The sequence below is a fragment of the Janthinobacterium sp. BCJ23 genome, assembly GCF_059617945.1.
The window spans coordinates 39,600-52,845 of sequence record NZ_JCAQAW010000011.1; the positions used below are offsets into that span (position 1 = coordinate 39,600).

The following is a 13,246-nucleotide window of genomic DNA, read 5'->3' on the forward strand; positions in this document are numbered from 1 at the left end:
CTGTCTAGGCATCAGTAGATCAGCATTAACAGAAAAAACGCCGGCCCAGCGCCGCAACACAGGGCAACCGTTTGATTTTAAGGTGAATGGAAGATGCGTGAAATGAAAAAACAGGGCAAGGGGGCAGCACCCGCGGCACCCGCGACCGCCTTGACGATGCTGTGCCTGGCCATGCTGGCGCTGCCCGGCATGGCGCGCGCGCAGGACGCGGTGCCGGCAGCGGCCCCCGTGGCCGCGCCGGAACGGCAGGTGACGATCGAGGAATACCTGGTGCGCGGCAATACCGTGCTCGACGCGCGTGCCATCGAAGAAGCGGTCACGCCCTTCCTGGGGCCGGGCCGCACCCTGAAGGACGTGGAAGGGGCGCGCGACGCCCTCGTTGCTGCATATCAAGCGCGCGGCTACCAGTCCGTCTACGTGGACTTGCCCGAGCAGCAGGTGGAGCAGGGCGTGGTGGTGCTGCAGGTGAGCGAAACAAAGGTGGGGCGCTTGCGCGTGGTCGGTGCGCAATACAACTCGCCGCTCGACGTGCGCCAGCAAGTGCCGGCCCTGACGGAAGGCAAGGTGCCTGATTTTACGCAGGCGCAAGTGGAATTGACGGCTCTGAACCGCGGTCCCAAGCGTCAGGTGATGCCCTTGGTCAAGCAGGGCAGCCTGCCCGGTACCATGGACGTGGACTTGAAAGTCGAGGACAGCAGCCCGTGGCGCGCCAGCGTCGGCTTGAACAACGATTACAGCGCCGATACCAAGAAGCTGCGCAGCAGCATCTCGCTCGGTCACGACAACCTGTGGCAGATGGGGCATAGTGCCACCATCAGCTTTTTCGGCACGCCGGGCGACTTGAACCAGACCAAGGTGTGGTCGGCCTCGTACGTGGCGCCGATCGGCACGCAGGGCTGGAGCGTGGAAGCGACCGGCTACCAGTCGAACAGCAACGTGGCCAGCACGGGCGGCACCAGCGTGCTGGGCAAGGGCCATGCGCTGGGCATGAAGCTCAATTACACGGTACCCAACAGCGGCATCTGGTGGCACAGCTTTAGCGGCGGCATCGATTTCAAGGATAACCAGGAAGCGCTGCAGCTGAATGGCGCCGGCTCCAGCGTTCCCCTGAAGTACGTGCCGCTCAGCGTGGCCTACAACGGCTTTGCGCAGACGGAGACGGCGACGTACGGCCTGGGTCTGTCGCTGGTGGCCGGCACGCGCGCCGCGTTCGGCTATGGCAGCAACAGCGCCGCCTACGACAACAAGCGCTACAAGGCTTCGCCCAGCTTCCTCGTCCTGAAGGGCGACGCCAACGCCACCACTACCCTGGGCAGCGGCGCGCAGCTGTACGGCAAGCTGGCGGGCCAGCTGGCCGACGCGGCGCTCGTGTCGGGCGAGCAGATGGCCGCCGGCGGGGCCAATTCCGTGCGCGGCTACCTGTCGGCCGAAGCGACGGGCGACTACGGTGTTTCCGGTACCGTCGAATGGCGCACGCCCCAGCTGACGTATTTCAGCCGCCTGGAAAACTGGCGTCTGTTTGCCTTTGCCGATGGCGCGCGCCTGCGTCTGCGCGACCCGCTGCCGGAACAGAAAGACCTGTTCGGCCTGGCTTCGGTGGGCGTGGGCAGCAGCTTCCAGTTCCTGCGCTACCTGAATGGCCGCATCGATTTCGCCTACCCGCTGCGCGATGGCCCGCGCACGCACAAGCACGTGCGCCGCATCAATTTCAACCTGTCGGCCAGCTACTGACGGGCCAGCTCACCAGCACCGCACTTTTTTAGACTTTTCTTCGGAGAATCACTGTCATGCAACGTCTTTTTTTCCTGCTCACGATCCTGGGCACGCTCGTTCCCGGCCTGGCGCATGCCTGGTGGCAGCCCGACTGGGCTTACCGCAAACCCGTCACCGTCGACGCCGGCCCGAAGGCGGGCGCCGTGGGCGGCGATCCCGGCCGCATTCCTGTGCTGCTGCGCCTGCATTCGGGTAACTTCAACTTCGAAGGCGTCAGCGACAACGGCGCCGACCTGCGTTTCGTGGCGGGCGACGATAAAACGGTGCTGAACCACCAGATCGAGCAATTCAATCCGCTGCTGGGCATCGCCCTGATCTGGGTCGACGTGCCGGCCCTGACGGCTGGTACGCCGCAGCAGTTGTGGATGTACTACGGCAATCCAAAGGCGCCCGCTTCCGGCAATGGCCAGCGCACTTTCGACCCCGACTACAGCCTCGTGTACCACTTCACCGAACCTGGCGTCCCCTCGCGCGACAGCACCGCCTACGGCAACCATGCGCAGACGGCCGTGCCGTCGCTCGACGGTTCCGTCATCGGTGCCGGCGCCCGCCTGGGCACCACGCCGTTGATGCTGCCCGCCTCGCCATCGCTGGCGCTGGCCGCCGGTGCGCCGTTCACGTTTTCCGCCTGGGTGCGTCCCGACAGCCTGGGCGCGCAGCAAGTGCTGTATGCGCGCCGCGACGGCGCCAATGAATTGCTGATCGGCATAGACCAGGGCGTGCCCTTCGTGCAGGTGAATGGCCAGCGCAGCAAGCCGGGCCAGCCGATCCAGGCCGCGCAATGGTCGCACCTGGCCGTCAAGGCCGACAAAGCCAACGTGGCCCTGTACGTGGGCGGCCGTCCGGCCGTGTCGCTGGCCATCGCCTTGCCAGCCTTTACGACGGCCGCCTCGGTGGGCGCCGATGCGCCGCCGGTCGCTTCCGGTACCGCCACCCTGGCCAACTTCACGGGCGCCATCGACGAGCTGCGCCTGTCGCGCACGGCCCGTCCCGACGCCCTGCTGCTGGCCGACGCCGTCTCGCAAGGTTCCGAATCGCGCCTGGCCGTGTTTGGCGCAGACGAACAGCAAGCGGGTAAAAGCCATTTCGGTTTCATCATCGCCGCCATGCCGCTCGACGCCTGGATCGTCGTCGGCGTGCTGGGCCTGATGATGGTCTTGTCGTGGATCATCATGATCGGCAAGGGCCGCAGCTATGGCGCCATCTCGCGCGCCAATGCGCAATTCATGCAGTCGTTCCACGAAGCGGCCGGCGCGCCGCTCGACCACTTGTCGCGCAACGGCAAGCTCAGCGCTTCCGTGAAGGCCGATTCCTCGCTGTGGCGTCTGTATGACGTGGCCATCGACGAGATGCGCCGCCGCCACGACCGCGGCTACGACCTGAACGCCGTCTCGAACGCAACGATTGGCGCCATCCGCGCCGCCATGGATGGCGTGATGGTGCGTGAAAGCGAGCGCATGTCCAAACGCATGATCTGGCTGTCGACCACCATCGAAGGCGCACCGTATGTCGGCCTGTTCGGCACCGTGATCGGCATCATGCTGGTGTTCGTCGTGGCGGCCATGGCAGGCGCCGTGGACATCAACTCCGTGGCGCCGGGCATGGCTGCCGCGCTGCTGTGTACGGCCGCCGGCCTGGGCGTGGCCATCCCTGCCCTGTTCGGCTACAACTGGCTGTCCTCGCGTTCGGACGCCATCGTTGCCGACATGGCCGTCTTCGTCGACGAATTCGCCACGCGCCTGGCTGAAGAGCAGGGCGACGGACGCCAGATGCGTCCCGTGCTGCAACAGGCGTGAGGGGCGCATAACCATGACCACCTCCGCCAAGTTTACCCCCCGCAAGCGTAGCGGCGGCATCAACATCACGCCCTTCGTCGACGTGCTGCTGGTGGTGCTGGTGATCTTCATCTTGACCAGCAACGCCAGCATTCCCGGCATCAAGGTCGACCTGCCCAAGGCCAGCTCGGCCATGGCGCTGGAAAAACCGAAGACCAAGGCCATCACCATCGACAACGCGGGCCAGGTCTTTCTCGACGCCTATCCCGTCACCCTGCCCGAGCTGGAAGAGCGCTTGCGCACGGAAAAGGCCCTGACGCCCGACTTTCCCGTGATCGTGCGCGGCGATGCCGCCGTGCAGTACGCGAAAGTGGTCGAAGTGCTCGATTTGCTGCGCCGCATCGACCTGAACCAGGTGGGCCTGGTGACCGGCAAGCCGGCATGAGGAGCGCAAGGTGAAGCGTGACGACATGATGAAGATGGCCGCGCCGGAATCGTCGGGCGCGGCGCAGTGGTGGCGCCGCTGGGGCGGCGTGGCCGGCGGCGTGCTGCTGGCCGCTGCGCTGGCCGCGCTGGTCTGGTATTTGCTGTCGGACACGGCCGCCACCAAGCGCGAAGTGGCGGCCCCGCCGATGCTGATGCTGCCCCCTCCGCCGCCACCGCCGCCGGAACCGGAAAAACTGCCGGAACCGACACCGGACAAGGTGGTGCCGGAAGTGTCGGAGCCGGAACCGACGCCGGCCGACAAGCCCATGGATGACGCGCCGGAAAGTCCGTCGCCGGACAAGGGCGACCCCGTCACGATCGACGGTGCGGCGCAGGCCGGCAGCGATGCCTTCGGCATCCAGGCCGGACGCGGCGGCGGCATGACGGGCGGCGGCGGTGGCGGCGGACTCGGCGCGGGATCGTATGGCCGCTATGTGGCTAACGCGCTGCAGCTCGCCTTTGCCCGCGACCCGCGCACGCGCCAGCTGGCGTTTAGCGATATCCGCGTCGACCTGTGGCTCGATGCGGAAGGCAAGACGACGAAAGTGCAGCTGGTGCAAGGCACGGGCAATGCGCAGACGGATGAGCAAGTGCTGGCCATGGTGCGCGACTTCCGCGCCGATGAACGGCCACCGGCGTCCTTGCGTTTCCCGGCCCGCGTTTCCATTAAGGGCCGCCGGCCATAGCGTCCCCAAATTCATATTAATTTTTTCCGAAAGAAACAATGAATTCCTTATTCTCTCCCTCACAGCGCATGCGCCGCCTTCCGCTGGCGCTGGCTGCCCTGGCCCTGAGCATGGCGGCGGGCGCGGTACAAGCGCAAGCCCCGGCCGACAGCACCATGGTCAAGCTGATCCGCGGCCTGATTCAGAGCGGCGCCCTGAACAAGGATGCCGGCGAAGCGCTGCTGGCGCAGGCGCAGAGCGAAGCGCTGGCACAAGCGCAGGCCCGTCCGGCCGCCGCGCCGGCCGCCCTGGCGCAGGTGCAGCCGGGCGACGTGCGTGTGCCGTATATTTCGCAAACCGTGCGCGAGCAGATCCGCGACGAGATCAAGGGCCAGGTCATGGCCGAGGCAAAAGCGGGCGGCTGGGCGGCGCCGAATGAAACACCGGCCTGGACCAAGCGCATCCGCCTGGAAGGCGACGTGCGCGCGCGCTACGAGTCGCGCTATTACGACATGGCCAACAGCAATATCGAGATCGACTGGCGCTCGCTTAACAGCGGCAGCGGCTACGACGTCAATTCGAACACCAACCTGGCTCTGCCGGCGTTGCTGAACACGCGCGAAGACCGCAAGCACTTGCTGCGCGCGCGTGCCCGCCTGGGCATCCTGGCCGATATTTCCGAGACCACGCAGGCAGGCATCCGCCTGGCCAGCGGCAACGACGACAGCCCCGTGTCCACCACGCAAACCCTCGGTGGCGGCCTGGGCAAGAAAAACATCTGGCTGGACCAGGCCTGGTTGTCCTACCAGCCCGCTTCCTGGCTGAAACTGACGGCGGGCCGTTTCGACAATCCGTTTGTGTCTGGCGACGAACTGTTTTCCAGCGAACTCAATTTCGACGGTATCGCCGCCAAGGTGCAGCAACCGGTCGGTGCAAACAAGGACGTCACCGTCTTCGGTACCCTGGGCCTGATTCCGCTCGAGTATTCGTCCGACAATGCGCCTAGCCGCAGCCAGGCAAAAATGTCGAGCGAAAACAAATGGCTGCTGGGCGCGCAAGTGGGCGCGTCGTGGAAGATCAATAGCGACCATCAGCTGCGCGGCGCCTTGGCCTACTACAACTTCCGCAACATCAGTGGAGAGTACTCGCAGCCGTGCGCGCTGTACGCGGGCGCCGATGGCTGCAGCACGGACTGGTCGCGTCCATCGAGCATGCAAAAGGGCAATAGCTTGATGTTGCTGCGCAATATCGCTCTGAACCCGCTGGACCCGGCCAATACGCCGCAGCCGCAATTCGTGGGCCTGGCCTCGAAGTTCCGCCTGGCCAACCTGAATGCGCGCTGGGATAGCAAGGTCGCGGGCGGCACGGATTTGCGCATCGAAGGCGATTATGTGCGCAACATGGCTTACGACAAGAACGAAATGTGGGCGCGCGCCAAGGGCGGCATCATGAACAACTTCGGCGGCACGGGCGGCGTCTCGCAAGCCGATTTCAAGAGCGGCGGCAATGCCTACATGCTGCAAGCGACCCTGGGCAAGGCCAGCCCGGCTGCGCGCGGCGACTGGAACGTCTTGCTTGGCTACAAGCGCATCGAACCGGATGCCTTGCCTGACGCCTACAACGATTCCACTTTCCACCTGGGTGGCACGAATGCGCGCGGCTACTACCTGGGCGGCGCGTATGCGCTCGACAAGAATACGTGGCTGAACGGCCGCTGGACGTCGAGCCGCGAAGTGTTCGGTTCGGCACTGTCGATCGACACCTTGCAAATCGAATTGAACGCGCGTTTTTAAGGAGCCATGATGTTGATATCCAACAAAATGCGCCTGCCTTTATTGCTGCTGAGCTTGCTGGCCGCCGGCACGGCCCAGGCGCAGAAGGGGCAAAGCATGGAAGAGCGCTTGCGGGCTGAACTGCGCAACGTGACGGCGCAATTGCAGCAGACGCGCGGCGAGCTGGAACTGCTGAAAGCCAAGGGTGTACCGGCCGAGAAGGCGGCGCCCGCTGCGGCCGCGCCCGCCAGCGATGGCTTGAAAAAGGAGCTGGCGCGCAGCCAGTCGCAACTGGCGCACGAGCGCGCGCAGCGGGAAAAACTGGGCGAGCAGCAACAGCGCAGCACGGCCGCCGCGCAAGAGGCGGCCGCCAGCCTGGCGCAGTACCGCCAGGCCAGCGAGCAATTGACTGCCACGGGCAAGCGGCTGGAAGCGGAGCGCGCGCGTCTCGACGGCGAAGTGACGGCCCAGCGGGGCGCCCTGGCGCGCTGCGAAAGCAAGAATGCCCAGCTGTATGCGGCTGGGCAGGACATCCTGCAAGCGTATGAGGGCCTCGGCGTGCTGGACGTCATGAAGGCGCGCCAGCCGTTCGCCGCGCAAAGCAGGGTGAAACTCGAGCAAATCGCGCAGCAGTATGGCGACCAGCTGTACCAGGGCCGCTTTGATGCACGCCAAACAGAAACGCCGGCCCCCCAATAATTTTTTTGAAATGAATGGAATGACGATGGAAAACACCAACAACTTGCTGACCACCCTGAATGCGGAACAAACGGCCGACGCCATCAAGGCGGCCGGCTGCGCCGTGACCAGTATCGAACACGACGGCGTCGTGCGCCTGCACAGCGCCAGCCATGGCATCGGCTTCCAGGTGCTGTGGGGCAATGAAGCCGCGCCTGGCCAGTACGCGGATCTGACCCTGAGCTGCCCGCTGCGCGTGCAGGGCGGCGACTTGCCGGCCGGCTTGCTGGCCGAATGGCACCGCAGCAAGCGTTTTGCCCGCGTGGCCCAGCATGGCGATTTCGTCGTGCTGGAGATGGATGTGCTGGTCGCCGGCGGCGTCAGCACGGAGTACCTGAATATCAATCTGCAACTGTGGACGCAGATGATGGGCCAGTTCTTCTTGTTTTTGCGCAACTTTACGCCGGTCGATACAAGCACCGCACCGGTAGTCGAGGCCGCCAGCGTGGCAGAAGAAGAAACTGTGCCGGCCTGATAAGCCGTCCAGTGGAGGAAAAATGGCCCGCGACGGGCCATTTTTGCCATCTGCGGGTCTCAAGTGTCGTATTAAATACTTATTTTTTAGGCATCGCGCATTAAAACTGCTCAAAGAGCGTGTGTGAATCAAGCCAGCAACGGCTGTATGGCGGATAATATTGCCTGTTGCCGATTTGGATACGACCTTTACACAAAAATGCGCCCCATGGATTTTACCCGCGACGAAACCAGTGAAACCCCAGTTGCCCCGGCCAGCGCGCCGGGAGCGCCTTTGCCGTATGCCGTCGCCACCTGGCTGCAGCGGGTGGAGGCTGCCGCCCATCCGAAGGCCGTGCTGACGATTGCCGAGCCTGATCCCAAACTCAACCAGCACCGCCTGATCTACGTGCTGGCGCCCACCAGCGGCGGCCGCCACGTGGCCCTGTGCCTGTACAAGGCGCGGCTGCGGCCGAACGGCGACGTGGCGGCGGCGTCGCCCATCAGCGAGATCTTTTCGCTGCTGTCGGCGCCCCCCACGTTTTTGACGCCGGCCGACGAAGACCTCGTGCGTTTCTTCGTGGCCATGCGCAGCGGGCAGAATTCGCAGACCGGCAGCGCCACGGAGCCGAAGGGCAAGGTGGGCGCGGCCCTGCTGAAAATGCTGGCCGAGCAGGATAAATTGTTGTGGGCCAATTCCTGGGCCGATGTCGGCAATGGCCTCGTGTACCCGTTGAAGGAAGGTCCCGTGCGTCCCGCGCGCCTGTTCTGGCGCGACGAGGGCAAGACCATGCGTCTGGGCTGGCAAGTGGACCCGCCGGAAGGCGCGAAGCACCATGGCGCCGACCAGATCGACTACATGCTGCCCACCGATCCGCCGTGGTACATCGACAATCTGTCGTGCGGCGTGCTGGAACTGAACCAGGGCGGCTCCGACATTTCCCTGGCCGACTTGCAGGCGCTGGTGGCGCAGGCGCCGCCGTTGAACGCGAATGACAAGGTGCGCGTGTCGCAACTGCTGCTGGCGCAAGGCTTGCAGCATTTGATGCCGCTGCCGCAACCGTTGCCGCAGCGCTTGCGCAAGGACGTGCCGGCGCAACCGGTCTTGCTGCTCGATAGCGCCATGCTGGCCGATGGCAGCATCCAGCGCTGGAGCGATTTTGCCGTGCTGTCTTACGACTACGATGGCGAGCGCGTCTCGTTCGACCCGTCGCAGCGCGTGGTGCGGCAAGTGGGCGACGTGACGGAAATTATCCAGAGAAATACGGTCGACGAAGCGCGTGCGCTGGCCACCCTGGCCGAGCTGCAATTCAAGAAGCCGGGCTCGGCCCCATTGAGCGGCTTGAAGGGCGCCTTGCAACTGCCGTCCCAGGCGGAATGGCTGCGTTTTGCCGAGTCCGGCATCGACGCCTTGCTGGAGCAGGGCTGGATCGTGGAAAAGACGGCCAAGTACCGCTATGACGTGAGCGACGTGGGCGACTGGTACGCGGAAATCGACGACCAGGACCCGGACAGCGGCAACGCCTGGTTCGAGCTGGAACTGGGCATCGTCGTCAACCACGAACGAGTGCCGCTGCTGCCCGTGCTGGTACAGCTGATCCGCAACGCACCTAACGATTTCAATCCGAAAGTCATCGAGGCGCACGCGGACGATGACCAGATGCTGGCAACCTTGCCGGACGGTACGCGCGTGGCCCTGCCGTGGGGCCGTGTGCGCCCCATCCTGAACACCCTGGGCGAATTGTATTTCAGCGACAAGATCAAACATGCCGTGCGCATGTCGACCCTGGACGCGGCGCGCCTGGAAGAGCTGGCGCGGGGCCTGGAGATGGAATGGACGGGCGGCGAGCAATTGCGCGCCATGGGCCGCAAGCTGAGCCAGTTCGGTTCCGTGCAAAAAGTGGCGGCCCCAGCCGGCCTGCAGGCGACCTTGCGCGATTACCAGGCCGATGGCCTGGCGTGGATGCAATTCCTGCGCGACCATGACCTGGCGGGCATCCTGGCCGATGACATGGGCTTAGGTAAAACTGTGCAAACCTTGGCGCATATCCTGGTGGAAAAGGAGGCGGGCCGTCTCACGCATCCGGCCCTGGTGATTGCACCGACGAGTTTGATGGGCAACTGGCAGGACGAGGCGGCCAAGTTCGCGCCTTCCCTGAAAGTGCTGCTGCTGCAAGGCAAGGACCGCGCCCAGCAGTTCGACCAGATCGACCAATGCGACCTGGTGCTGACGACGTACGCGCTGTTGCCGCGCGACGAGGAAACCTTGCGCGAGCACGATTTCCACCTGGTCATCCTCGACGAATCGCATTACATCAAGAATACGCGCAGCAAGGCGGCGCAAAGCGCGGGCCTGCTGCGCGCGCGCCATCGCCTGTGTTTGTCCGGCACGCCGCTGGAAAACCATCTGGGCGAACTGTGGTCGCAATTCCACTTCCTGCTGCCGGGCTTGCTGGGCGACGAGAAGACGTTCAACACCCAGTTCCGCCATCCGATCGAGCGCCAGGACGACCCGCTGCGCCGCATGCTGCTGAACCGCCGCATCAAGCCTTTCCTGCTGCGCCGCACGAAGGACAATGTGGCCAAGGAACTGCCGCCGAAAACGGAAATGGTGCGCAAGGTGGAATTGACGGGGCCGCAGCGCGACCTGTATGAAACTGTGCGTCTTGCGATGGATCAAAAGGTACGTGAAGAAATCGACAAGAAGGGCGTGGCGCGCAGCCAGATCGTCATCCTCGAAGCGCTGCTGAAATTGCGCCAGGTGTGCTGCGACCCGCGCCTGGTGAAGTCCTTGCCGGCGAAGAAGCAGTCGGCCGGCTCGGCCAAGCTGCTCGACCTGATGCAGATGGTGGAAGACTTGCTCGACGAAGGGCGCAAGATTCTTGTGTTCTCGCAATTTACCAGCATGCTGGAATTGATCGAGGAAGAACTCGAGTCGCGCGACATTCCCTACGCGCTTTTAACAGGCGAAACGAAGGACCGGGGGGCGCAAGTGGCGGCCTTCCAGCAGGGCGCCGTACCGATTTTCCTGATCAGCCTGAAAGCGGGGGGCGTGGGCCTGAACCTGACGGCGGCCGACACGGTCATCCACTACGATCCGTGGTGGAATCCGGCGGCGGAAAACCAGGCCACGGACCGCGCCTGGCGCATCGGCCAGGACAAGCCCGTGTTCGTCTACAAGCTGATCGCGAAGGGCACGCTGGAAGAAAAAATCCAGCTGCTGCAGCAAAAGAAATCGGAGCTGGCGCAATCGATCCTGGCCGAAGGCGAATCGCAGAAGATGGCCCTCACGCAGGAAGACTTGCAGCAGATTTTCGCCCCGCTGGAAGATTAACGCTGCCGCACGCTTATACTTGGCGATTCTTTCTTGCCAGGTATAACGCATGCTGCCCATTTTCTTACTGCTGCTTGCCGGCGCCATCCTCATGGCGCTGCGTTTCGTCCAGTTGCGCCGCGCCCTGCTGCGCGCGCGGGCGGGCGAAGCGCAGTTCCGCCTGCTGGCCGAGCACGGGCGCGACGCGGCCTTCCTGCTCGACGCCACCACCCTCGAATTGCTCTACATCAGCCCCGCCGCGCAGCGCCTGACGGGCCATGACATGCCTGCCTTGCGCGAGCATGCGGCGCGTCTGGCGGCCGACGTGCCGGCCCGCTTGCAACGCTGGCGCGATGGCGACACCAGCCGCCTGACCCTGCTGCGCGAAGTGGAACTGCCGCACGCGGACGGCCACCAGCTGGCGCTGGAAATCAGTTCGACCATCGTGCCCGCGGCGGCAGGGAGGGGCCTGACCTTGGCGGGCACGGTGCGCGACGTCAGCGCGGCCCAGGCGCAGGAAGCGGAACGGGAAAAGGAGCAGAAGCGCTTCGCCTCGATGCTGTCGCATGAATTTCGCACGCCGCTGGCCACCATCGACGGCGCCATCCAGCGCCTCGTCTCGACATCGAAAGATGCCGACGAGGCCACGCGCAAGCGCTACGTAAAAATCCAGACGGCCGTCGACCGCCTGCTGGCCATGATCGACGACTATCTGTCGCCCGAACGCATGGCGGCCATCGGCCGCGAGCGGGCCGCCGACGGCATCGCGCCGCTGGCCTTGCTGCAGCAGGCGGCCGCCACCGTGCCTGCCAGCCACCCGGTGCAGCTGGAACTCGACGAAGACTTGCCGGCCCGGCTGCGCTGCGACGTGCCCGGCATGGCCCTGTGCCTGAAAATCTTGCTGGATAACGCCGTCAAGTTCAGCCCGCCGGGCAGCGCCATCACCTTGTCAGCCAGGCTGGTACCCGAAGGCGGCGTGGCGCTGTGCGTGCGCGATGCGGGATCTGGCTTGCGGGAAGAAGAACTGGCGCGACTGTTCGAGAAAGGAAGCCGTGGAAGCCATGCGACGCATCCGGGCGCGGGCCTGGGCCTGTACATGGCGCGCGCCGTCGTCGACGTGCATGGCGGGAGTTTGCAGGGGCATAATCTGCCCGAAGGCGGGGCACTTTTCCGGATTTGGCTGCCGCTTCCTGGCTAGACTAGAAAAAAGTTGCTTCCGCTGAAGGCAACCGTGATAATTCCTTGACGTAAACCTATTGTGCCGTCCATCATGGTGTAGAAGTGAATGGCATGGTTTGCCCACGGTAGCTCACTAACGGAAGAATGGCGTTGCAATGACGAAAATACTGATCGTCGAAGACAATCTGGACTACGCCGAAGACATGGCGGAGTTTCTCGTTGAGCTCGAACACGAAGTTCATATCACCAGCTCCGCTGGCGGGATGTGGACGGCGTTGAGCCATGGCAATGTTGGCGTGGTCGTGCTGGACCTGGGCTTGCCCGATGAGGATGGCTTCAACGTCATCCCCCGCATGCGCCAGCTGTATCCGCAAATCGGCGTGCTGGTGCTGACGGGGCGCGTCGCTTTCGACAGCCGCATCCTCGGCTTGCGCCTGGGTGCCGACCACTATCTGACCAAGCCGATCAAATTCCCCGAACTGGCCGCCCACATCGAGGCGCTCGACCGCCGCGTCGGTCCGCAAGATCCCGTGCCCGAGCCGGGCAAGTGGACCTTGAAAGTAAGCGCTCGCCAACTTGAGCTGATGGGGGCCGTCATCGCCCTGACGGAAAAGGAATTCAACTTCCTGCACCTGTTGACCATCAATACCCGCCCCGTGCCGCGCGATGTCATCGTGGCCGGCATGGGCGGCGAAGATCCCGACGCGGGGCGCCGGGTCGACATGCTCGTGTACCGCCTGCGCAAGAAAGCCAAGACAGGTCTGGGCCAGGACTTGCCGCTGCGCAGCGCGTATGGCGAGGGCTACAGCCTGTCGGCCAGTTTTAATCTGTCCTGACCGCCAGAAGCGGTTCACATGAAACTGCGTTTCCTGCTTGGGCTATTGCTGATCATTGGATTGTCCTGTGCTGTCCTGTGGCTGCGTCAGGAATGGAAAATAGACAGCTGTCTCGACAATGGTGGCCGTTGGAACTATCCACTTGCCTTTTGCGAAGGTGCATGAGTATCCTGTTTTGCAATTAAGGGACAGAGTCAGCCGTTTTTTTCAGCATGTCAAATAAAACAGGGTCAGAGTCACGTCTTGTGCTCGAAAG

11 protein-coding genes are annotated in these 13,246 nt (G+C 64.1%); all 11 read left to right on the forward strand.

The genetic code is table 11. From position 1 onward, the window contains the following. Window positions 1-93: 93 nt before the first annotated feature. The 11 genes from AC54AG_RS25595 (at window position 94) to AC54AG_RS25645 (ending at window position 13,155) form a co-directional block, all read left to right on the forward strand. Entirely contained in the window at window positions 94-1,731 is a 1,638-nt protein-coding gene (locus AC54AG_RS25595; RefSeq protein ID WP_081368398.1) for a ShlB/FhaC/HecB family hemolysin secretion/activation protein, read from the forward strand. 56 nt (window positions 1,732-1,787) lie between these two features. Next, complete coding sequence (locus AC54AG_RS25600) at window positions 1,788-3,569, forward strand: DUF2341 domain-containing protein (RefSeq protein ID WP_331778961.1); 1,782 nt, start codon at window positions 1,788-1,790, stop codon at window positions 3,567-3,569. Window positions 3,570-3,582: 13 nt separating this feature from the next. Then, complete coding sequence (locus AC54AG_RS25605; RefSeq protein WP_331778962.1) at window positions 3,583-3,993, forward strand: ExbD/TolR family protein; 411 nt, start codon at window positions 3,583-3,585, stop codon at window positions 3,991-3,993. 10 nt (window positions 3,994-4,003) lie between these two features. Continuing rightward, window positions 4,004-4,720, forward strand: a complete 717-nt coding sequence (locus AC54AG_RS25610) for an energy transducer TonB family protein (protein ID WP_223279041.1) — start codon at window positions 4,004-4,006, stop codon at window positions 4,718-4,720. Between the two features lie 68 nt (window positions 4,721-4,788). Then, on the forward strand, window positions 4,789-6,492 hold the full coding sequence (locus tag AC54AG_RS25615) for a putative porin (RefSeq protein WP_496632108.1): 1,704 nt from the start codon (window positions 4,789-4,791) through the stop codon (window positions 6,490-6,492). Window positions 6,493-6,501: 9 nt separating this feature from the next. Beyond that, window positions 6,502-7,170 (forward strand): hypothetical protein, encoded by a 669-nt coding sequence (locus tag AC54AG_RS25620; RefSeq protein ID WP_331778964.1) that lies wholly within the window; start codon window positions 6,502-6,504, stop codon window positions 7,168-7,170. A gap of 25 nt (window positions 7,171-7,195) precedes the next feature. Then, a complete protein-coding gene (locus tag AC54AG_RS25625; RefSeq protein WP_254671660.1) occupies window positions 7,196-7,684 on the forward strand; it encodes a YbjN domain-containing protein in 489 nt (162 codons plus the stop codon). A gap of 207 nt (window positions 7,685-7,891) precedes the next feature. Continuing rightward, on the forward strand, window positions 7,892-10,996 hold the full coding sequence (locus AC54AG_RS25630) for a DEAD/DEAH box helicase (RefSeq protein ID WP_496632110.1): 3,105 nt from the start codon (window positions 7,892-7,894) through the stop codon (window positions 10,994-10,996). Window positions 10,997-11,045: 49 nt separating this feature from the next. Next, on the forward strand, window positions 11,046-12,173 hold the full coding sequence (locus tag AC54AG_RS25635) for a PAS domain-containing sensor histidine kinase (protein WP_496632112.1): 1,128 nt from the start codon (window positions 11,046-11,048) through the stop codon (window positions 12,171-12,173). Between the two features lie 136 nt (window positions 12,174-12,309). After that, a complete protein-coding gene (locus AC54AG_RS25640; protein WP_034753797.1) occupies window positions 12,310-12,990 on the forward strand; it encodes a response regulator transcription factor in 681 nt (226 codons plus the stop codon). A gap of 18 nt (window positions 12,991-13,008) precedes the next feature. Further along, on the forward strand, window positions 13,009-13,155 hold the full coding sequence (locus AC54AG_RS25645) for a hypothetical protein (RefSeq protein ID WP_496632115.1): 147 nt from the start codon (window positions 13,009-13,011) through the stop codon (window positions 13,153-13,155). Window positions 13,156-13,246 lie beyond the last annotated feature (91 nt).

Coding starts and splice junctions, on each gene's coding strand:
- AC54AG_RS25595 (WP_081368398.1), top strand. CDS start 94: ATGCGTGAAATGAAAAAACAGGGCAAGGGGGCAGCACCCGCGGCACCC.
- AC54AG_RS25600 (WP_331778961.1), top strand. CDS start 1,788: ATGCAACGTCTTTTTTTCCTGCTCACGATCCTGGGCACGCTCGTTCCC.
- AC54AG_RS25605 (WP_331778962.1), top strand. CDS start 3,583: ATGACCACCTCCGCCAAGTTTACCCCCCGCAAGCGTAGCGGCGGCATC.
- AC54AG_RS25615 (WP_496632108.1), top strand. CDS start 4,789: ATGCGCCGCCTTCCGCTGGCGCTGGCTGCCCTGGCCCTGAGCATGGCG.
- AC54AG_RS25620 (WP_331778964.1), top strand. CDS start 6,502: ATGTTGATATCCAACAAAATGCGCCTGCCTTTATTGCTGCTGAGCTTG.
- AC54AG_RS25625 (WP_254671660.1), top strand. CDS start 7,196: ATGGAAAACACCAACAACTTGCTGACCACCCTGAATGCGGAACAAACG.
- AC54AG_RS25630 (WP_496632110.1), top strand. CDS start 7,892: ATGGATTTTACCCGCGACGAAACCAGTGAAACCCCAGTTGCCCCGGCC.
- AC54AG_RS25635 (WP_496632112.1), top strand. CDS start 11,046: ATGCTGCCCATTTTCTTACTGCTGCTTGCCGGCGCCATCCTCATGGCG.
- AC54AG_RS25640 (WP_034753797.1), top strand. CDS start 12,310: ATGACGAAAATACTGATCGTCGAAGACAATCTGGACTACGCCGAAGAC.
- AC54AG_RS25645 (WP_496632115.1), top strand. CDS start 13,009: ATGAAACTGCGTTTCCTGCTTGGGCTATTGCTGATCATTGGATTGTCC.